The organism is Serratia sp. root2, from assembly GCF_031931805.1.
GTDB classification, from domain to species: domain Bacteria; phylum Pseudomonadota; class Gammaproteobacteria; order Enterobacterales; family Enterobacteriaceae; genus Serratia; species Serratia inhibens.
Genome location: NZ_JAUJXB010000001.1, coordinates 2704339 through 2725509 on the forward strand (window position 1 = coordinate 2704339; position 21171 = coordinate 2725509).

The following is a 21171-nucleotide window of genomic DNA, read 5'->3' on the forward strand; positions in this document are numbered from 1 at the left end:
CCTTGTCCGCTAATCTGTCTGGCGTTACTTTATCACCCTCATCCCCTGCGTCACCAGCCGCAACGGCCGGAATATGCGCGCCGCGCTTGTTTAACGGCGGGATCGCGGGCAAGCTGAGCCCTGTGAAATTTTAATGGAGCCAACGTGAGCACTCACCGTCTATTACAGGTGTTAGAACAGCAGATCGCGGCATTGGCCGCCGAGGTGACGCCGCGTGGCGACGCCCCCATCCCTCAGGCGCGCTTTGACACCGCGCTGTTTTCCAATCGCGGCACCCGGTTGCGTGATTATCTGGCAGAAGTGCAAAGGAACTTCGTCCAGTTGCAGACGGCGGCCAACGACAACCGCACCAGCCAGGTCGCCTTTCTGGCAGAGAAACTGGTGGCCCAAATCACCGCTCTGCAGCGCGAGCTGGCGACACAGGCGTTGCGCCGTAAAAATCAGCCGAAAGAAGTGGTGGCGGTCGATCTGTATCACAAGCTGGCCGAACATCAGGATTATGAACGCCGGTTAATGTCGATGATTCAGGATCGGGAAAGCCTGTTGGGAAAACAGACCACCTTTGCCGCACAGCAAAAACTGCAGCACGAGCTGGCGGCGCTGGAAGGCAGATTGGTACGTTGCCGTCAGGCGCTGGCACGCATTGAGCGCAGCATCGAGCGTAAAGAAAACGGTTTTTGAAGATTTATCACAATACTTTAATGATTATTCCCCGCCGCGCGCCTTGTTCACTATACTCAGCCGAAGCGACATCCTATTCATTCACCTACTAAACAAAAACGTTGGTTTTATGTCTCTAGATAATGCCTCACCAGAATTGCAGCTGGCGGTAGACCTGATTTACCTGCTGGAATGTAACGAGATCGATCCAGCCACCGCGCTGGCGGCGCTGGATATTGTCAAACGGGACTATCAGGAAAAGCTGCAACGCAACGGCATCACCACTCCCTACCTGCCCGCCGGGCAGTAAAAAGGGTTCAGCCTGCGCTGAACCCTCATTTTCATCCCATTATCCTGCCGACGGGCTGCCTTCATCCGGCGACAGCGTCCGTTTCACTTCCTGTACCTCGTTACCCTGCTGATTGTGCAAATACACTTCAAGTTGGTTAAAGGCGATATTAATGTCGTTCTCCCGGCACAGGCGCTCGATCGCGCGGTTCAGCTCATCGACGGTATAGCTGCGGTCACGCAATTCACGGACATAAAGGCGCAATTCGTGATCCAGCGTACTGGCGCCAAAGTTAAGGAAGAAAACCTGCGGTTCCGGATCGGTCATCACCCGCGGGTTATCATGCGCAGCCTGCAACAACACCGCTTTCACCTTGTCCAGATCGGAACCGTACGCCACCCCAACCTTGATCAACACCCGGGTAATGGTGTCTGACAGCGACCAGTTGATCAGCCGCTCGGTAACAAATGCCTTGTTCGGGATGATCACCTCTTTACGGTCGAAATCGGTAATGGTGGTGGCGCGAATGCGGATTTTGCTGACCGAGCCGGAAAAAGTGCCGATAGTAATGGTGTCGCCGATGCGGATCGGCCGCTCGAACAGGATGATCAGGCCGGAAACAAAGTTGGCGAAAATCTCCTGCAGGCCGAATCCCAGCCCGACGGTCAACCCGGCGGCCAACCATTGCAGCTTATCCCAGGACACACCCAGCGATCCGAGCGCGGTAACGGCGCCCACGGTGGTGATCAGGTAGGTCAGTATGGTGGTAATGGCGTAAGACGCCCCTTGCCGCAGTTGCAGCCGCGACAGCACCACCACCTCCAGCAGGCCTGGCAGGTTGCGCGTCATGACATAGGCGACGATCACCGCCGCGATGGCCACCATCATGTTGCCCAGCGTCACCGCTTGCGGCACGCTGCCGCCGGCAACGGTGGTGGTGTAATGCCACAGCGTGATGCTGTCCAGATACGAAATCACCGTCACCAGATCTGACCAAATACCGTAGAAGGCGCAGGCAAAGATGATGAACAGCGCCATGGTGGTCAGACGCAGCGATTGCTGGTTGATCTGATCCAGCGCCAAAGGCGCCTCCTCGACCGGCTCCCCACCTTCTGCCCCCTCCTTCGCCAGGCTCTGGCGACGCGCCAGCGCGCGGCGGTAAGCCAAGCGACGTGCCGCAACGCTCAGGCCGCGAATGGCGGTCAGATAAACGATGTTCCACAGGAAGAACAGATACAGGCTGTCGATCCAGCGGCCGGCCAGACGCAAGGTGGTGTAGAAATAACCGGCGAACATCAGGCCGAGCAGGATTAGCGGCGTGGCGGCAATGGCGGTGATGACCACCAGTTGTACCGCGTGCGAGCCTTTCTCACGCCAGCCGTCGCGGCACAGCGGAAACACCAACACGGCGAGCAGCGCCAGCGTCAACATCACCACCACCTGGCCGATAACATCCTCCACCAACCGCAGCGGCGCTTTCTCGCCCAGTACCGACCAGAAGATCAGCGGCAGCAGCGCCAGCCCCAGGCGCAGGGTCTGCCGGCGGTAGTGCGCGCACAGGCCGGGGGAAAAGTTGAAGTGGCGCTCGGTAAGGCCGCCCGGTGCCAGCGTACGGTAGGTAAAGCCGAAAATCAGCCAGAACAGCGCCAACTGTTGCGACAATGCCCACAGAAAATCGCTGAGGCCGATTTCCGCTCGGTAACACCAGAAACCGGCCCCCAGCAGCAGCGCCGAGCCGGGCAGCACTTTCAACAAGGTCAGAATAATGGCCTTCGGCGTGTGCAGTTGGCTGTCGCGTTTTAGCTGCCCGACATCATTAGCCAGCGTTTGCAGGTGCGTATCGATCAGCTTGTAGCGCCAGCGCAGCAGGGCTATCAGAATCAGCATCGGGATGAGGAACACCAGCGCATTCAACCCGCCCTGCAGTATTTTGCCGGTGTCCAGTTTGAAATCGAGTGCGCCAATCTGATCTTTGACCGCGCCCGGCAAGGCTTTCAACCACGCCAGATCGATAGGTTTGTTGCTGTTAACCCAGAATATTTGCTGGGTCAGCGTGTCTTGCAGCGAGCTGTAAACGCTGGTCAGTTGCTGCTGGTTAATCTGCAAGCTAATGGACTGCGCAAGCTGGTTGCTGAGCTGCTTATTCAACTGATCCAACAGCTCACGGCGCATATCGACGATTTCGTTCAGCGCATCGAGCACATCCGCACTGGCTTTTTCTTTGCTGTCGACAAGCAGCTTATTGATGTAGTCATCGCCCTTGAACAGATCGTCGCGCTGCTGGTTGATATCAAACTGCTCCAGACGTAAATCGGCGATTCGCGTGCCCATATCCGCCACCAGCGTGCCCTGCGGCAGGTTTTGCTGCTGTTGGTACAGAATGCGCGACAGCACCAGGCTGCCTTTGAGCACCTGGATCTGTTCCTTCAGATTACGCTCCGACTGCAGGCCGCGATCGAGCCAGTTCTTTACCCGGATATTCTGTTGAAACAGTATGTTGCTCTCTTCCGTGGCGGCAATCAGCCGCTGGCTGAGTTGGCGGTTGACGTCCAGCTCTTTACTGACCAGCTTATTCTGTTGGATGTCTGTGGCGTCTTCCGGATTCTGCGCCTCTTTGGCGGTTTTTTCAGACAGCGTCAGGCGTTTGCTGTTGACCACGTCTTGCAGCAACTGCACCGAGCGGTCCAGCGCGTCGATATGTCCGGTGGTGTAATCGCGCTGTTTCTGCAGCAGATCCTGCAGGGTGGTGTTGGCCTCCAGGCTCCTGCGTTGCAGATCAATCTGCGCATTGAGCAACACCTGCTCCGTTGCCAGCATCACCTGCTGGCTGTCGCGCAGCGAGTTTTGTCCCGGCGTCTGATCGTTAAGCTGGTTGCGGATCTCCTGCAGACGCTGCGACGCGGTATACATGCTGCTTTGCACTCGTTCCGGTTGGGTCTGCAGCGAAACCAGTTGGCTGTTATAGGTGGAGAGGTTTTCCTGCGCGGTTTGCAGTTCGTCCAGCGTCTGATAAAGACGGGTTTCCAGCTGGCGCAGGGAGAGCGGCAGCAGATCGGCTCTGGCGGCCGCGCTATCCACGGGAACCTTGAGCGCCTCCAGATCTTCAGTCACCTGGCGCAGTTTGCCCGGCGCCAACTGCAACTGCTGTTTAAGCTCAGCGCCATCCTGTTTGACGCGTTCAATGGCGTCCAGCAGTTCGAGCGTGCGGGTCAGATCCTGCTGGGCGAGCTTATTGACCGGCGTCAGCGTCTTCTGCTTGTTCAACGCATCAAGCTGATTTTGAATGTCACTGCGCGACGGCACATCGCCGTTCAACGCCGCATGGGCAACAGGCTGGCAGACCGCACAAACGGCGATCAATAAAAACAGAGTCAGGGCGCGGGAAATATCCACACAGAAGAACGAGGATAACGCCAGAAAAGGACGCTTAGCTAACCTGCGATGCATGATTTGACTTCGAATCAATAAAGAAGCCAAAAGATTATCACGATCGCAGATAGCCAACGAACAAGAAAACGTTGCTGGTGATGTACAGATGTAGCGGGATCAGAACGTCAGCACTTTCCCGGCGGCCAGCGTCCATTGCGCGAGCTCCACCAGCGTACCGATTTCCACCCCGTCTGCCAGCGGTAACCGGCTGACGCCGCGCGCATCTGCGCAGGTTTTGCACAGTTTTACCGGCACTTGCTGCGCGGTGAGGATCTCCAGCATCTGCTGCAGATGGTAGCCTTCGTGCGGTTGCTGCCCGGCAAGACCGGCTACTACTGCGTCTGACATCAAAAACAGTTTCAGATTGAGATCGGCCTGCTGCTCTTTCAGCGCAATGCCCAGACGCAAGGCGTTAAACAGTGACTCCTGGCCATAGGCCGCGCCACTGGCGATCAACACAACGGATGACATGGTGCATCTCCTGGTTAAGGATGACAGTCGGCACTGTGCGGCTCGGCCGCCTGCTCTGCCGGTTTCGCCCGCAAGGTCGGGCAGAATTGGGCCATTTCGAGGAATGAATCGACCAAGGCTGCCGCTTCGGCTTTCAGATCAAAACTTTCCGGCATAAACAGCCAGTTTTCCATCAGGCCGGTAATATAAGCGCGCAGGATGATCGCCGCCCGGCGGGTATTGAGATCGGCGGGAAGCTGACCGTGACGCATACTGTTGCGCAGCACCGACTCTATACGTTCGTAACCTTCCAAACTAAGCACTTTACGCGCTTCCTGCAGCGGCATCATTTCACCGACAAATTCGCACTTGTGGAATACGATCTCCATCAGCGCTCGCCGGCGGCTGTCATCGACCGTCGACGTCAGTATATAAATTAGTATTTCACGTAAAATACGCAGTGGATTCTCAGGGTACTTTGCCTGATACTCTAATTCGAGATCGCCTATTTTGGACTCTGACAATTCCCAAACTTCATTAAACAGGTCTACCTTATTCTTGAAGTGCCAATAAATAGCACCACGAGTAACACCGGCGGCGGTGGCAATATCTGTCAGTGACGTTGCAGAAACGCCACGTTCAGAAAATTCCTGCACCGCAGCATCAAGAATGTGCTGTCGAGTTTCTAGCGCCTGCTGTTTGGTTTTTCGTGCCATGGCGTTGTTTTTTCGGGGGAGTGTGATTTACATACATTCGCGTATGTATGTACCATAGCACGCACATATAATTAACGCAGCAATGGGTTTTAAAGCTTGTGATCCATTGATCATTTTGAAATCGGACACTTGAGGTTTTTCTATGAACAAAAACAGAGGGTTAACGCCTCTGGCGGCAGTTCTGATGCTTTCAGGCAGCTTAGTACTTACAGGATGTAACGATAAAGAAACCCAACAACAAGGCGCCCAACCACCGGCTCCCGAAGTGGGCGTAGTGACATTGAAGGCCGAGCCTCTCAACATTACTACCGATCTTCCTGGCCGTACTGCTGCGTATCGTATCGCCGAAGTTCGCCCTCAGGTCAGCGGCATCATCCTGAAGCGCAATTTTGTTGAAGGCAGTGACATCAAGGCAGGGTCTTCCCTGTATCAGATCGATCCCGCCACCTATCAAGCTACCTATGACAGCGCCAAAGGCGATCTGGCCAAATCTCAAGCCAGCGCTTCGATCGCGCGCGTAACGGTGAACCGCTACAAACCCTTGCTGGGTACCAACTACATCAGTAAGCAGGATTACGATACCGCAGTTTCCACGCTGCAGCAGGCGGAAGCCGCCGTGGTGGCCTCGAAAGCCGCAGTGGAAACCGCACGCATCAACCTGGCTTACACCAAAGTGACCTCACCGATCTCCGGCCGCATCGGCAAATCCGCCGTGACCGAAGGCGCACTGGTTACCAATGGCCAGACCACGGCGTTGTCTACCGTGCAACAGCTGGATCCGATGTACGTGGACGTCACCCAATCGAGCAACGATTTCCTGCGCCTGAAACAAGAACTGGCCAGCGGTGCGCTGAAACAGGAAAACGGTAAGGCCAAGGTGACCCTGCTGCTGGAAAACGGCGCGGAATACGCCCAGGCAGGCACGCTGGAGTTCTCTGACGTCACCGTTGATGAAACCACCGGTTCCATCACCATTCGCGCAGTGTTCCCGAACCCGAACGATACGCTGTTGCCGGGGATGTTCGTTCGCGCCCGTCTGGACGAAGGTGTACGCAGCGATGCATTGCTGGTGCCGCAACAGGGTGTGACGCGTAACCCACGCGGTGAAGCTACCGCTCTGGTGGTTGGCGCCGACGATAAAGTCGAGTTGCGTACAGTGAAAGCGGATCAGGCTATCGGCGACAAATGGCTGGTTACCGACGGTTTGAAAGCCGGCGATCGCGTGATTGTCACCGGCCTGATGAAAGTCCGCCCGGGCGCTCAGGTGAAAGTGCAGGAAGTTGACACTCAGGCGCAGAAACAGCCGCAGTCTGAAGCGCAGAAGTCATAAAAAGGAGCCGGTAAGACATGGCTAAGTTCTTTATAGATCGCCCGATTTTCGCCTGGGTAATCGCCATCATCGTCATGTTGGCGGGGGTGCTTGCAATAATGAAACTGCCGATCGCGCAGTATCCCACTATTGCACCACCGGCGGTGAGTATTTCCGCCAACTATCCAGGCGCGGATGCAAAAACGGTGCAGGATACCGTAACCCAGATTATCGAACAGAACATGAACGGTATCGATAATCTGATGTACATGTCCTCCACCAGTGACTCCTCTGGTAGCGTCACCATTACGCTGACGTTTAACTCCGGCACTGACCCTGACATCGCGCAGGTTCAGGTCCAGAACAAACTGTCGCTGGCTACGCCGCTGTTACCGCAAGAAGTGCAGCAGCAAGGCCTGAAAGTAGAAAAATCCAGCAGCAGCTTCCTGATGGTAGCCGGCTTCATTTCCGACGATCCAAGCATGACTCAGGACGACATCGCGGACTATGTAGCTTCAAACATCAAGGATCCTATCAGCCGTTCACAGGGCGTGGGTGAAGTGCAGCTGTTTGGTGCCCAGTACGCCATGCGCATCTGGCTGGATCCGGGCAAGCTGAACAATTTCCAACTGACCACAACGGATGTGACATCCGCCATCACCGAGCAGAACAACCAGATCGCCGCAGGGCAACTGGGTGGCATGCCACCGGTACCGGGCCAGCAGCTTAACGCCTCAATCATCGCGCAGACCCGTCTGACCTCCCCTGAAGAGTTCGGCAAAATTCTGCTCAAGGTGAATGCGGACGGCTCTCAGGTTCGCCTGAAAGATGTGGCTCGTATTGAGCGCGGCGGCGAAAGCTATGCCGTAACCGCACGTTACAACGGCAAACCGGCAGCAGGCCTGGGTATCAAACTGGCTACCGGCGCCAACGCCCTGAACACCGCCAAAGCGGTAAAAGACGCGTTAACCAAGATGCAGCCCTTCTTCCCTCAGGGGATGAAAGTGGTTTATCCGTATGACACCACCCCGTTCGTCAAGATTTCAATCAACGAAGTGGTGAAAACGCTGTTCGAAGCGATCGTGCTGGTATTCCTGGTTATGTATCTGTTCCTGCAGAACTTCCGCGCGACGCTGATCCCAACCATCGCAGTGCCGGTCGTCTTGCTGGGTACCTTTGCGATACTCGCTGCCTTTGGCTTCTCGATAAACACCCTGACGATGTTTGGCATGGTGCTGGCGATAGGCTTGTTGGTGGATGATGCCATCGTGGTGGTGGAAAACGTCGAGCGCGTAATGTCCGAAGAGGGGCTACCGCCGAAAGAAGCGACCAAGAAATCGATGGAGCAGATCCAGGGTGCGCTGGTCGGTATCGCTATGGTGCTGTCAGCGGTATTCGTACCTATGGCGTTCTTCGGCGGTTCAACCGGCGCAATCTACCGTCAGTTCTCCATCACCATCGTTTCCGCGATGGCGCTGTCGGTGTTGGTGGCGTTGATTCTGACGCCGGCGCTGTGCGCCACCCTGCTGAAACCGGTGCAGAAAGGCGACCACGGGGCTAAAACCGGCTTCTTCGGCTGGTTTAACCGCATGTTCGAAAAGAGCACCCACCACTATACCGACAGCGTAGCCAGCATCCTGCGCAGCACCGGTCGCTATCTGGTGATCTACCTGTTGATCGTCGTCGGCATGGGCCTGCTGTTCCTGCGCTTGCCGTCCTCGTTCCTGCCGGAAGAAGACCAGGGCATCCTGCTGACCATGGTGCAGTTGCCTGCGGGTGCCACCGAGGCTCGAACCTCGAAGGTGCTGGAAGAAGTCACCGACTACTTCATGACCAAAGAAAAAGACAACGTGGTTTCGGTGTTTACCGTTGCGGGCTTCGGCTTTAACGGTAACGGCCAGAACAACGGTCTGTCGTTCGTCAGCCTGAAAGACTGGTCCGAGCGTAGCGGCGAGCAGAATAAAGTGCCGGCGATTGCAGGCCGCGCCATGGGCGCGTTCTCGCAAATCAAAGACGGCCTGGTATTCCCGTTCAACCTGCCTGCGATTATCGAACTGGGTACCGCTACCGGTTTTGACTTCCAGCTGATTGATCAGGGTGGCCTGGGGCATGAAAAACTGACCGAAGCGCGTAACCAGCTGTTGGGCATGGCGGCCAAGCATCCGGACCTGCTGGTCGGCATGCGTCCTAACGGCCTGGAAGATACGCCGCAGTTCAAACTGATTATCGATCAGGAAAAAGCCAAGGCGCTGGGTGTTAGCATCACCACCATCAACAGCACGCTGACCACCGCGTTGGGTGGCTCGTACGTGAACGACTTCATCGACCGCGGTCGTGTGAAGAAGGTATACGTACAGGCTGAAGCACCGTTCCGTATGTTGCCTGAGGACATCAACAAGTGGTTTGTCCGCGGCACCAGTGGCCAGATGGTTCCGTTCTCCGCATTCTCTTCAGCGAAATGGGAGTACGGTTCACCGCGTCTGGAACGTTATAACGGCCTGCCTTCCATGGAAATTCTGGGTCAGGCAGCACCGGGCAAGAGTACCGGTGAAGCAATGAACATGATGGAAGAGCTGTCCTCCAAGCTGCCGAGCGGCATCGGTTACGACTGGACCGGCATGTCCTATCAGGAACGTCTGTCCGGTAACCAGGCCCCTGCCCTGTACGCCATCTCGATTCTGGTGGTGTTCTTGTGCCTGGCAGCGCTGTATGAAAGCTGGTCGATTCCGTTCTCGGTCATGCTGGTTCTGCCTCTGGGGGTTATCGGCGCGTTGCTGGCGGCCACCATGCGCGGCCTGAACAATGACGTTTACTTCCAGGTGGGGCTGTTGACCACCATAGGCCTGTCGGCGAAGAACGCCATCTTGATCGTCGAATTCGCCAAGGATCTGATGGATAAAGAAGGCAAAGGCCTGGTAGAAGCCACGCTGGAAGCGGTGCGCATGCGTCTGCGCCCGATTCTGATGACGTCACTGGCATTCATCCTCGGGGTACTGCCGCTGGTTATCAGCAGCGGTGCAGGCTCCGGCGCTCAGAACGCGGTAGGTACCGGCGTTATGGGCGGGATGATTACCGCTACCGTGCTGGCCATCTTCTTCGTTCCGGTCTTCTTCGTGGTGGTTCGTCGCCGCTTCAGCAAGAAGTCTGACGATGTGGAACACAGCCATCCGGTTGAGCATCACTGATAACCCAGTGAGCGCTTACCACTGAATACAAAGGCCGCTTATGCGGCCTTTTTCTTTAGCTTCATTCGCTTAATGTAAACCACTCTCATTAATTCACCTGTCGCCGCATTTTGTACTTGATCCGCCCCGCCGTGCGGCGCATAATTATTGTTATAGTATAACATTACATGAGAGTGCATCATGAAAGCAGGCATCCATCCAAACTACCGTACCGTGGTGTTCCACGATCTGAGCGCCAATACCTACTTTAAAGTGGGTTCGACCATTAACACCGATCGCACCATTGAACTCGATGGCGAAAACTGGCCGTACGTCACTATCGACGTCTCTTCCGCTTCGCATCCGTATTACACGGGCAAGCAGAAAGAGTTCTCCAAAGAAGGCAGCACGGCGCGCTTCCAGCAGCGTTTTGGCCGCTTTCTTGGCAGCAAGTAAAAGGGAATCAATATGCAGGTTTTAAGTTCATTGCGTTCGGCGAAGAATCGCCATCCGGATTGCAAAGTCGTACGCCGTAATGGCCGTATCTATGTGATTTGTAAAACCAACCCGCGATTCAAAGCGGTACAGGGACGTAAGAAAAAGCGTTAACGTTCGAAGCTTCATCTGTCGCAAAGCCCCGTTGCTGCTCAACGGGGCTTTTTTATGGAGAAAGAAAACTGAAACGCAACCAGTAGCCCCGCCTTACCGGCAGGGCCGCTGCGGTTTATTTCATGCTGCCTAACAGCGTATCGACGTTGTGCTGGAATGCCTGTACATAGCTCGCCGCCGGCCCTTGCGGTTTGGATAGCGCCTCCGGATACAGCTCACCGCCGGCTTTCGCTCCGGTGGCGGCGGCAATCTGTTTCACCAGCCTCGGGTCAGTCTGATTTTCAATAAAGTAGGCATTCACCTTCTCCTGTTTGATCTGTTTTATCAAACCGGCCACGTCGCTGGCGCTGGCTTCAGCCTCGGTAGAGAAACCGACCGGGGCAAGGAAGGTGACGCCATATTCTTGCCCAAAGTAACCAAAAGCATCATGGCTGGTCAGCACCTTGCGTTTTTGCTGCGGTACTGCGGCAAACTGGGTTTTGGCCCAGAGATCCAATTTCTTCAACTGCTGGATATATTCAGAACCGCGCTGGCGAAAATAATTGGCGTCTTGCGGATCGGCGGCAATCAACGCATTCATCACGTTGGTTGCATACTGCACCCCGTTCTTCATGCTGTTCCAGGCATGGGGATCGGTGACCTCCTTGCCGTCCTCGCTCATCTGGCGGGTGTCGATCCCCTGCGAAGCAGTAACCACCTGCCCTTTATACCCCGAGGCACCGACCAGGCGATCAATCCAGCCCTCCAGCCCCAGGCCGCTGACGAACACCACGTCGGCCTGCGACAGCACCTTGCTGTCTTTCGGCGAAGGCTCAAAGCTGTGCGGATCACCGTCCGGCCCCACTAACGTGGTGACCCTGACATGTTCTCCCCCTACCTGCTTCACAATATCGCCGAGGATCGAAAAGCTGGCGACGGCATCAACGGTTTTCGCCATCGCCAATGGGCTGGACAGCAGAGCAGCGACTGCCAGCGAAATAGGTAAACGTTTCATACTTTCTCCTTGAACTTGGCACTTATCAACGGCGCGCGAGAGAATAAATCCCCCCACGCGTCCCAAACAGAATCGAACCAAAAAAGATCACGCTGGCGCTGAGCACAATCGCCGGGCCGGCTGGCAAGGACGCGTAATAAGACCATTCGAGGCCAATCAGGCTCGAGAGCATGCCTATCCCCATCGCGACCGCCAACGTATGCGGCAGGTTACGCGCCCAAAAACGCGCGCTGGCGGCGGGCAGCATCATCAGTCCCACCGACATTAGCGTGCCGAGGATCTGGAACCCCGCCACCAGGTTTATCACCACCAGCGCCAGAAACAGCCCGTGTATCAGCGCCAGCCAGCGCGGTGCACTGACTCGCAAAAAGGTGGCGTCGAAAGACTCAATCACCAGAGCGCGATACAGCACCGCCAGTGCCAACAGCGAAAAACTGGCTATTGTGCCCACCATCAAAATGGCATTCGTATCTACCGCCAGAATCGAGCCGAACAGTACGTGCAGAAGATCGACACTGGAGCCACGCAGCGAAACCAGCGTCACCCCCAGAGCCAGTGAACCCAGGTAGAAACCGGCGAAACTGGCGTCCTCTTTCAGCGGCGTCCGGCGGCTGACCAGCCCCGATAGCATTGCCACCGCCAGCCCGGCGATAAATCCCCCGACGCCCATCGCCACCAGCGACATGCCTGAAATCAGGTAGCCTATCGCCGCCCCGGGCAGCACCGCATGGGACAACGCATCGCCAACCAGGCTCATGCGCCGCAGTAGCAGAAACACCCCCAGCGGCGCGGCGCTGAGCGACAGCGCAAAACAAGCCACCAGCGCACGACGCATAAAGCCGAATGAGGCAAAGGGATCGATGAGAGGATCAAGTAGCATCATGGCGCTACCGCCATGCGGCACAGCGGCGGGCTGGCGAGATTCAACGCGGGAATGTGCTTCAGCACCCGATCGGCGGTACCCCAGTGGCAACACTGCGGCGTCAGCAACAACGCTTGGGGGAAATGGTTCGCCACCGTCGACATATCGTGCAACACGGCAATCACCGTTCGCCCCTGTCGGTGCAGTTGAGCGATCACCTGCAGCAATAACTGGGTGGTGGCGCTGTCGATGCCGGTAAAGGGTTCATCCAATAAAATCAGCGGTGCCTGCTGGACCAGCAGGCGAGCAAACAACACACGTTGCAGTTGGCCACCTGAAAGTTCGCCTACCGGGCTTCTCGCCATCGGCGCCATGCCTACGGCATCCAGCGCCTCGACAATCTGCAACCCGGCGCGCTTGCCCAGCCCACCGAACATGCCGCACTGCGGCCAGCTTCCCATTGCCACCAGATCCCCCACTACGATCGGAAACTGACGATCCAGCTCAGCCTGCTGCGGCAGATACGCCATGCGCGGTAGCTTGTTGCCGCTGAAAAGCAGGCTGCCGCTCTGCAAGGGTAAAAGCCCGGCCAACGTTTTCAGTAACGTAGACTTTCCCGCGCCGTTAATTCCCACCACCGCCGTCAGAGAACCGGCAGCGAAATGTCCGCTAAGCGGGGGAAACAGCGGCGTGCCACCATAGCCAATCACGGCCTGTTGCAGCGTAATCATGGCAGCAATACCGCCCAGTAGATGCCCAGCCATAGCAGGGCCAACAGTCCTGCCGCAATACCGCAGCGTAATCCCGCCGATGCGGTGAACAGGGAATGCAGTGACGATACAGCGTCATTTTGATGTGGTGCAGATGTCAGTTTCATAGCCAGAGAGAAGGAATTTAATTGTTATAATATAACATCACAAATACATCCGCGACTCAAGCGCTCGCACGGTGATTTATGTAACGGAACTTAACAACGAAAGTTATGCTTGCACCGATAATTAGCAGATTAACGAATAACAGAGGTACTCCTTTTGGGATATACCGAATAACATCAGGGTTATTAAGCAGTAAACAACGTTGGAAAACCGTAAAAAATTCTACGGTTAACGAAAAGTTTACCGACGAGGTGGTGAAAAAGGAGTAAGATAAATAGATTGGATAGCTGCACGGCCAGGCATTAAATGCATGTAACTCTTCGTTGCGACACAATGACGGAAGCACTTTCCGTTAAAAAACTAAAGAAAATGATTAACGATAAAATTTCAGAGTTGGTGCCGGCATTGACCAGCGGCCTGAGTTTTTATTCGGAAAGCGCGCGTTACGCCGAGAGTTCATTAGAAATACTTGATATTCAAAATGTGAGCGGCAGCCAGTATTCAATGAGTTATCGCTATAAATGGACAATTTTCAACGCCTGTCTGGATATCAGCGCCGAGGAATACATCAGCGACAGCGTGGCCTTTAGCGTTGTTGAAACGGGATTAACCTTTGACGTCATTGATTACTCCCGCCCCTCTACCGCAGATGAATTGTAAGTTTACGTAATAACAGCAGGCCAAATGCGAAAAAATGATTTATATTCATTATACGGAAAGTTTATTTTTTCACCATTAAGCTACCTCCGTCCATGATGTAAATCAGCTTACTCACAGAGTGTTATCAACACCGAAATTAAGACTTACGGAGGGGATGATATGGATGAGTATTCGCCTAAAAGGCACGATATTGCTCAGCTCAAATTCTTGTGCGAAAATTTGTATGATGAAGGTATCGCAACGCTGGGCGACAGCCACCACGGCTGGGTGAACGATCCAACGTCTTCCGTCAACCTCCAGCTTAACGAGTTGATTGAACATATTGCTTCGTTTGTGATGAGTTATAAAATTAAATACATGGACGAAAGTGATTTATCGGAGTTAGTCGAAGAGTATCTCGACGATACCTACACACTGTTTAGCAGTTATGGTATTAACGATTCCGATTTGCGCCGCTGGCAAAAAACCAAAGCGCGATTATTCAGAATGTTCTCAGGAGAGGGCATCTGTACGACAATGAAAACTTAGGGGATAATTATCCCCAAACTACTCTACGGTTTATAAAACTAAAGGTTATCATGACTAAAATTGACTATCTGATGCGTTTACGTAAATGCACCACGATTGACACCCTGGAACGCGTTATTGAAAAAAATAAGTATGAGCTTTCGGACGACGAGCTAGAGCTGTTTTACTCCGCAGCAGACCACCGCCTTGCCGAGCTCACCATGAATAAGCTGTACGATAAAATCCCTGTCGCCGTTTGGAAATTCGTACGGTAATCCAGGTGATAAATGCGTTGAGCCGATACCTTTATCGGCTTCAATGTTTACAGCAAGCACGCATCTATCTTATTGACTTACAGTGATTTTCATTCACTGCCCCTATCCTGTAATAACAGTCGGTAGCCCCTTCAATTAACGCTGGGCGGGCCGGAAAGTAGCACCAGGATGCGGCTAAGCATCAGCAGCCGCTGATGATGTCACAGCCAGCTCAATTTCGTGGTGTAAAGCGACGGTAAAATAGCTACCGAAAATTTCGAGCATGCCCCTGCGCAAAGAGCCTCCCCCACTAAAGTAAATACCATTGATATCGTCGAAAGAAACTTACGCCGCACTCAATCGCCGTCGAGACTTACAATAAAATCGCTCCTCCCTCGCTGACAGCAACGCAAGTACTTTTACCGTTTCTACTGTTCATATCGCTGCGCCGATGATCCCGCAGTATCGATGCCGAACCTGACGGTCCTGAACATGTACAGTGACATCTCTGATATAGCTCCACTATAGCGCGGAGATATCCCCCCTGCGCAATGTTACCCGCATGTCTGCTGAGAGATGACCAAACATCAGACTCTTGCCGTTAATATAAATTATCCATAACTTTAACATTATAAAGAGCCTCTTAAATCAGTGAAATCAATCACACTATGTCAGAAGGACATTAGGTATGGATAACAGCAGCAATATTATTAACGTTAAAGATTACCTCGAAAATAAAAACGCCATCGGTGATGGTATAACTGATGACACAGCAGCGATAAGGAGAGCGATTAAAATAGCTGAAAGCAGTGGTAAAGCGGTTTATTTTCCAACGGGCATCTATCGATATTTTCCTCAAGCAGGTCCAATTGAACCAATCGATGATCCGGAAAACCCGCAACAATACAGTAAAGAAGGCCCAGCCTTACCCATTTCTGGACATGTCACATTACTGGGTGACGGTATGTTGAAGTCAGTGCTTTACTTTGAAGATGAATATGGCACCGGTAGTGCCGGAATTGGCGGTATTGATGTCTGCAATCTCACTATAAACGCGTTAGGTTTTAATGGTTCATGGGGAAAAAATGGCAACTGGAGCGGCGGCCGAGATAAAGCCAGGCATTTACTGGGAGTAACCATGCTGGATGGTGAGCTAAGAATAACCGATTGCCGATTCTCTAACTCCAAATATATGATGGCCAGCATCTGGCGAGGGAAAACGGCGATCGTGACCGGTTGCCAGTTTGATCGTAGCGTTGCGGATGGTATCAGGCTAATTAACTTCAAACGAGTCATTGTCGCCAATAATAACTTTGAATTTATTAATGATGATTGCATTGCCGTTCACGTTACCGATGATTTCAATCCTGCCGTTGCCGATCATTCTATCTGTATCAGCAACAACACGATCACGGACAGTCAGGGCATCTGTGCGCTTGGTGCTAAAAACACCGTGATAGAGGGCAATACCTTGGTCAGGCCTCATGCCCGGGCTATCGCTGTCGGCATGGATACGCCGGCGATCAGCGGTGCGGCACAGGAAGGTTCTCAGGTTCCAATGAACATAATTATAAAAGGGAATACAGTCAGTGACGTTTTCCGCGGGAAAGTGTTTTCACCTGACACTGGAAATATACAGCAGTACATTTATATTGGTGGTGTTAACCTTCATACAGGTTCAACAATAATTCCGGGCAAGCCGATCAATGGGGAAATCACACCTATTGAACCTTACCTCTACAAGTCAAATCTGGATGTCAATAGAAGTATCTATCCAGGCGCATTTTCAATAACCATTACTGATAATATCTTAAGCCGAACATTGCCAGCCAGCTCTACTTTAGACAATAATAATGGCGATGTTTTTTATGCCGACTATGGTTATAAAGACCGTTATGCCAGAAATGGACCCGTATCACCAAAAATACTTAATTCCGATCTAAATTGCACTGGGATAAACGTCATAGGTACACTGACCAACCTATTAATCAGTGGTAATCAATTAACTAATATGAGCACAAGCATAAGCGTCGCAGTTACCGGTTCATTGAGTTTAAACTCTGATTCATGGAACATTAAAATCTCAAACAATACTCTCCACGGTTTCTCTGAAAAAGGAGTTTATCTCAACTCAAAAATGGCAGTGGAGATACAAAACTGTATATTCAATGGAGATCCCTACTTCAAAAAGAGCAACAGATTGGCAAATGGCCGCTGGGCAGCAGGCACTGGTGCAGAACACACCTGTATCCACAATAATAATACCGGAAATTCTGTTGTCCATGTAGCGGGTAACCTGTTTAAAAATGCCGCTTCAATCAGTCAGGGGACCGCTTTTATTTGGGGGACAGATAATAAAATGATGTGCCTGCCCGCGTTTTCCGGTGGGGAGGCGATGAATCAGGGCATTATGAACTTCCCATCTGGCTGGTTTTCATCAGTGGGAGTGATTATTCCTACGGACTGCGATCCATCCTCAGGAAATTTTGACGCAATCAAAAGCGTGCCGAGTACCAGCGGGGTATCAATCCCATCATCTGGGATCTATTATCGCGGATTTTATCGCCGAAATCTGGTTCTTTCGCCTATCACCGCCAATGAGCAGAGCTACTACGTGCGCGGATGGCTGAGAGTGACAAATGGTGAAAACCATGTTTTAGGCACTGACTGGATTGAAGATCGGATCTCCATTCAGTAGAACGTGCGACTGACGGAAAGCGGCGCAATATCGCCAAATTAGGTCGTTGGCTTTTACAGGAGGCAGAAATTGGTGGAGGCCCTGCCAGCTACATCCCGGCACACACGTCACCTGCTGCGGCTGCTTCCTTCCGGATCTGACCGAGTTCACAAGTTAGTGTTGCGGGAGAACCAACAGGGCCCCCATTGACGGCTTCTAAGACTGCGAAGCGGTGGGCATTATCGGTGATGGCCAGCCAAATAGCAAGCCAACCGGGGCCAACCGCTGTTTTCTTACCCACCTCGGCTGTGGCACACTTTCATCCTTGGCTTTTTGCCGCAGCAGGAAAACATAAATGGAACCAGAAGACGCCACATTCAGCCAGCGCGTGTTCCACGTGGTAGCCGCCATTCCCTATGGCAAAGTCACGACCTATGGCGAGGTAGCGCGGCTGGCCGGTTCACCGCGAGCCGCACGTCAGGTCGGCGGCGTATTGAGGCGTCTGCCGGAAGGCAGCAGCCTGCCCTGGCACCGGGTGATTAACCGCCATGGCCAGATTTCGCAGCAGGGAGAAGACTTTCAACGTCAGCGCCAGGCACTGCTGGGTGAGGGGATCATCTTTGGGGCGCACAGTACGGTCGATCTACTGATTTACGGCTGGCGCTGGTAGCAACAAAACAGCCTTTGGCCGGAGCGCAAAGGCTGTTGATCTCTTACTGCTTAAGGATGGCCGGTTTACGGCATGGCTGTTGGCGTCGCCTGAACCGGAATGCCCTGCACCGGAACCAACTGCAGGTCGGCACGGGTGCCGTTGCGGTTCACGACTTCCTGGATAGTGTCGGTAATAAAGGTCATCCGACCGTTTACCGTAATGGCCGCGCTCAAAATGATACGCGCGTTGGGCTGAATATCAGCCGGGTTGTAAGGCAGTACAAAGTTAAACGGCGCCTGCTTGCCTTCAGTACGCACCGCGCGCTGGGCAATCACTTTCGACGGCGCATCCGCCAATGAAGCATCAGAGAGCGTAACCGTCAGTACGGCATCCGGTGGCAGCGCAATGCGCTGGCGAATGTTAACCGAACCAGTTACCGCCGGGCCCTGAATCTGCGTTTGCGCAATCGCTGGGTTTCCCGCTGCCGGCACAGGCACACTTGCGCTCTTTTGAGCACAACCCGCCAGTGTGATCGTCAATGCTGCTGCTCCACCTACGATTTGCCAGAGTTTCATGGATCGGTCTCCTTTTTTATTATCAATACCTTGGTGGCTTTCACCACCCCACTCATTAAACTTAGCACAAAATACTGAAAAATCCATTTAGCGCTGCCTATTAATCACTTAGCCTTTTAATAACGCTCAGTATTCAGGCAATTTTACCTGTGCTTTAACGCAACATATTGACGTCTTGCCGTGATATTCCGCACACTGCGCAAAATGATTATTACAAAGGTAGTAACTTTATGAGCCAGGCACTGCAAAACCTCCTCGATCTGCTGGATCTGGAGAAAATCGAAGAAGGGCTATTCCGCGGACAAAGTGAAGATCTGGGTCTGCGTCAGGTATTCGGCGGCCAAGTGGTCGGCCAGGCGCTGTATGCCGCCAAACAAACGGTGCCGCCAGAACGCAGTGTGCACTCGTTCCACAGCTACTTCTTGCGCCCAGGCGACAGCAGCAAGCCAATTATTTATGACGTAGAAATCCTGCGAGATGGCAATAGCTTCAGTGCCCGTCGCGTCAGCGCCATTCAGCACGGCAAACCGATCTTCTACATGACCGCCTCTTTCCAAAGCCCGGAAGCGGGGTTTGAACACCAGAACACCATGCCGGACGTGCCGCCGCCAGAAGGGTTGATGTCCGAATCCGACATTGCCCAGAAGCTGGCGCATATGTTGCCGGAGAAGGTGCGTGAAAAGTTTATCGGCCAGAAGCCGATTGAAATGCGCCCGGTCAAATTCCATAACCCGCTGAAAGGTACGGTGGAAGAACCGCATCGCTACGTGTGGTTCCGTGCCAACGGCACCATGCCGGACGATCAGCGTATCCACCAATATCTGCTGGGCTACGCATCAGATTTCAACTTCCTGCCGACGGCACTGCAACCGCACGGCGTCGGTTTCCTTGAGCCGGGCATGCAGGTGGCGACCATCGATCATTCAATGTGGTTCCACCGGCCGTTCCGCATGGATGACTGGTTGCTGTACGTAGTGGAAAGCTCCTCCGCCTCTGGCGCGCGCGGCTTTGTGCGCGGTCAGTTCTACACCCGGGACGGCGTGCTGGTCGCCACTACGGTGCAAGAAGGCGTAATTCGCCAGCGCGAAGCCTAAAGCAAAAAAGAGGGCGATGTCACCATCGCCCTCTTCGCATCATCATTATTTTTCGAGTTATTTAGCGCACTGCCCTTCTTCAAGGCTTATTGGTTATAGGCACTCTCGCCATGGCTGTTGACATCCAGACCTTCGCGTTCCTGCTCTTCCGGTACACGCAGACCGACGATGGCGCCTGCCACTTTAAAGGCGATGAAAGCAGCCACACCGGACCAGACCAGGGTAATCGCCACGCTCATCAGTTGGATCAACACCTGATGGCTCATGGTAACGCCTTCTGCGTACCCGGTACCGCCCAGTGAGGCAGAGGTGAACACGCCGGTCAGCAGACAGCCGACGATGCCGCACACGCCATGCACGCCGAACACGTCACAGGTATCATCCACATTCAGCCACTTCTTCAGCGTGACCACGCCCCACAGACCGGCAACGCCGCCCACCAGGCCGATAATCAATCCCCCGCCAATGCCCACGGTGCCCGCAGCCGGCGTGATAGCAACCAGCCCGGCGATACAACCGGAGCATGCGCCCAGCAGTGAAGGTTTGCCGCGCACAATCCACTCGGCAAAGGTCCAGGAAAGGATCGCGCCAGCGGTAGCAACCACGGTGTTCAGGAACGCCAATGCCGCAATGCCGTTAGCCGCGCTGGCAGAACCGGCGTTGAAGCCAAACCAGCCGACATACAGGATTGAAGCGCCGGTAAACACCATCGGCAGGTTGTGCGGCTTGAAGGCTTCTTTGCCGAAGCCGGCACGTTTACCCAACAGGTAGGCGCCAATCAGCCCGGCGCTTGCCGCGTTGATGTGCACTACGGTGCCGCCGGCAAAGTCCAGCGCGCCGTCGGCGGCCAGGAAACCGCCGCCCCATACCATATGTGCAATCGGCAGGTAGGAAATGGTGAACCAGATGGCTGCAAAAATCACTACCGCAGAGAAGCGGATACGCTCGGCAAAACCGCCCACCACCAGCGCAACGGTAATACAGGCAAAGGAAGCCTGGAATGCCACGTGGATCATCTGGCTAAAGGTGCCGGTGACGCTATCGATGCCAATGCCTTTCAGCATCGCCGTCTGGAATCCGCCGAAGAACGCATTGCCCTCGCTGAAAGCCAGGCTGTAGCCATAAAGCACCCACAGCACGCACACCATTGCGAAGGTAACGGTGACCTGAGTCAACATGGAGAGCACGTTCTTGGAACGCAACAAACCACCGTAAAACAGAGCTACGCCCGGCAAGGTCATGAACAGCACCAAAGCGGTGCAAATCATCATGAACGCGTTGTCAGCCTTGTCTGCGACCGCCGGAGCGGCCAGGGCCAAAGAAGGAACCATGGTTACCGTACTCAGGCCCAACATGGATAAAAGTTTTTTCATTATCAATCCATCCCCATTACTT

Annotated in this window: 20 protein-coding genes and 1 other RNA gene; 12 read left to right on the forward strand and 9 right to left on the reverse strand. The window is 53.9% G+C overall.

Annotated elements, in window-relative coordinates; all coding sequences use genetic code 11:
* Positions 1-144: 144 nt before the first annotated feature.
* Positions 145-681 carry a primosomal replication protein gene (priC, locus tag QZQ97_RS12540; RefSeq protein ID WP_311993675.1) on the forward strand — a complete coding sequence of 179 codons (537 nt, stop codon included), beginning with the start codon at positions 145-147 and terminating at the stop codon, positions 679-681.
* A 109-nt stretch (positions 682-790) separates the two neighbouring features.
* Positions 791-970, forward strand: coding sequence for a pleiotropic regulatory protein RsmS (rsmS, locus tag QZQ97_RS12545; protein ID WP_311993676.1), 180 nt, complete (start codon positions 791-793; stop codon positions 968-970).
* 39 nt (positions 971-1009) lie between these two features.
* On the opposite strand, the gene mscK is transcribed toward rsmS, so the two are convergent.
* The 3 genes from mscK to acrR form a co-directional block, all read right to left on the reverse strand.
* Positions 1010-4396, reverse strand: a complete 3387-nt coding sequence (gene mscK / locus QZQ97_RS12550; protein WP_311993677.1) for a mechanosensitive channel MscK — start codon at positions 4394-4396, stop codon at positions 1010-1012.
* A 99-nt stretch (positions 4397-4495) separates the two neighbouring features.
* Positions 4496-4849 (reverse strand): DsrE/DsrF/TusD sulfur relay family protein, encoded by a 354-nt coding sequence (locus QZQ97_RS12555; RefSeq protein WP_006322283.1) that lies wholly within the window; start codon positions 4847-4849, stop codon positions 4496-4498.
* A gap of 14 nt (positions 4850-4863) precedes the next feature.
* Positions 4864-5544, reverse strand: a complete 681-nt coding sequence (gene acrR / locus QZQ97_RS12560; RefSeq protein WP_311993678.1) for a multidrug efflux transporter transcriptional repressor AcrR — start codon at positions 5542-5544, stop codon at positions 4864-4866.
* A gap of 142 nt (positions 5545-5686) precedes the next feature.
* Here acrR and sdeX point away from each other — a divergent pair, with 142 nt between their 5' ends.
* The 4 genes from sdeX to ykgO all read left to right on the forward strand — a co-directional run bounded on the left by sdeX (position 5687) and on the right by ykgO (position 10626).
* Positions 5687-6874 (forward strand): multidrug efflux RND transporter periplasmic adaptor subunit SdeX, encoded by a 1188-nt coding sequence (sdeX, locus tag QZQ97_RS12565; RefSeq protein WP_311993679.1) that lies wholly within the window; start codon positions 5687-5689, stop codon positions 6872-6874.
* 17 nt (positions 6875-6891) lie between these two features.
* The gene (gene sdeY / locus QZQ97_RS12570) at positions 6892-10038 is read left to right on the forward strand and encodes a multidrug efflux RND transporter permease subunit SdeY (protein ID WP_311993680.1); all 3147 of its coding nucleotides are present in this window, start codon (positions 6892-6894) and stop codon (positions 10036-10038) included.
* A gap of 180 nt (positions 10039-10218) precedes the next feature.
* Entirely contained in the window at positions 10219-10473 is a 255-nt protein-coding gene (locus QZQ97_RS12575) for a type B 50S ribosomal protein L31 (RefSeq protein WP_004949355.1), read from the forward strand.
* 12 nt (positions 10474-10485) lie between these two features.
* Positions 10486-10626, forward strand: coding sequence for a type B 50S ribosomal protein L36 (gene ykgO, locus QZQ97_RS12580; RefSeq protein ID WP_006322277.1), 141 nt, complete (start codon positions 10486-10488; stop codon positions 10624-10626).
* A gap of 115 nt (positions 10627-10741) precedes the next feature.
* Here the strand turns inward: ykgO and QZQ97_RS12585 are convergent, their stop codons facing one another.
* The 3 genes from QZQ97_RS12585 to QZQ97_RS12595 are packed head-to-tail and all read right to left on the reverse strand — an operon-like array spanning position 10742 to position 13213.
* Positions 10742-11620: a metal ABC transporter substrate-binding protein gene (locus QZQ97_RS12585; RefSeq protein WP_311993681.1), complete on the reverse strand. Its 879-nt coding sequence runs from the start codon at positions 11618-11620 to the stop codon at positions 10742-10744.
* Between the two features lie 25 nt (positions 11621-11645).
* The gene (locus tag QZQ97_RS12590) at positions 11646-12503 is read right to left on the reverse strand and encodes a metal ABC transporter permease (protein WP_311993682.1); all 858 of its coding nucleotides are present in this window, start codon (positions 12501-12503) and stop codon (positions 11646-11648) included.
* A complete protein-coding gene (locus QZQ97_RS12595; protein WP_311993929.1) occupies positions 12500-13213 on the reverse strand; it encodes a metal ABC transporter ATP-binding protein in 714 nt (237 codons plus the stop codon). The genes QZQ97_RS12590 and QZQ97_RS12595 overlap by 4 nt, the downstream gene beginning before the upstream one ends.
* Positions 13214-13690: 477 nt before the next feature.
* Between QZQ97_RS12595 and QZQ97_RS12600 the strand changes: the two genes are divergently transcribed.
* From QZQ97_RS12600 to QZQ97_RS12615, 4 genes are all read left to right on the forward strand, one after another.
* Positions 13691-14017, forward strand: a complete 327-nt coding sequence (locus QZQ97_RS12600) for a hypothetical protein (protein ID WP_311993683.1) — start codon at positions 13691-13693, stop codon at positions 14015-14017.
* A gap of 159 nt (positions 14018-14176) precedes the next feature.
* Positions 14177-14545, forward strand: a complete 369-nt coding sequence (tomB, locus tag QZQ97_RS12605; protein WP_004949348.1) for an Hha toxicity modulator TomB — start codon at positions 14177-14179, stop codon at positions 14543-14545.
* 50 nt (positions 14546-14595) lie between these two features.
* Positions 14596-14799: an HHA domain-containing protein gene (locus QZQ97_RS12610; protein WP_006322256.1), complete on the forward strand. Its 204-nt coding sequence runs from the start codon at positions 14596-14598 to the stop codon at positions 14797-14799.
* Positions 14800-15466: 667 nt separating this feature from the next.
* Positions 15467-17476, forward strand: a complete 2010-nt coding sequence (locus tag QZQ97_RS12615) for a right-handed parallel beta-helix repeat-containing protein (protein ID WP_311993684.1) — start codon at positions 15467-15469, stop codon at positions 17474-17476.
* Between the two features lie 79 nt (positions 17477-17555).
* Here the strand turns inward: QZQ97_RS12615 and ffs are convergent.
* Positions 17556-17652: signal recognition particle sRNA small type (gene ffs, locus QZQ97_RS12620), an RNA gene on the reverse strand.
* A 158-nt stretch (positions 17653-17810) separates the two neighbouring features.
* Here ffs and QZQ97_RS12625 point away from each other — a divergent pair.
* Positions 17811-18125 (forward strand): MGMT family protein, encoded by a 315-nt coding sequence (locus QZQ97_RS12625; protein ID WP_119804832.1) that lies wholly within the window; start codon positions 17811-17813, stop codon positions 18123-18125.
* A 65-nt stretch (positions 18126-18190) separates the two neighbouring features.
* Here QZQ97_RS12625 and QZQ97_RS12630 read toward each other — a convergent pair whose 3' ends face one another.
* Entirely contained in the window at positions 18191-18682 is a 492-nt protein-coding gene (locus QZQ97_RS12630) for a YbaY family lipoprotein (protein ID WP_311993930.1), read from the reverse strand.
* Between the two features lie 230 nt (positions 18683-18912).
* On the opposite strand from QZQ97_RS12630, the gene tesB reads away from it, so the two are divergent.
* On the forward strand, positions 18913-19776 hold the full coding sequence (gene tesB, locus QZQ97_RS12635; RefSeq protein WP_311993685.1) for an acyl-CoA thioesterase II: 864 nt from the start codon (positions 18913-18915) through the stop codon (positions 19774-19776).
* Between the two features lie 86 nt (positions 19777-19862).
* Here the strand turns inward: tesB and amtB are convergent, their stop codons facing one another.
* The gene (amtB, locus tag QZQ97_RS12640) at positions 19863-21149 is read right to left on the reverse strand and encodes an ammonium transporter AmtB (RefSeq protein WP_013811753.1); all 1287 of its coding nucleotides are present in this window, start codon (positions 21147-21149) and stop codon (positions 19863-19865) included.
* Between the last annotated feature and the right edge of the window lie 22 nt (positions 21150-21171).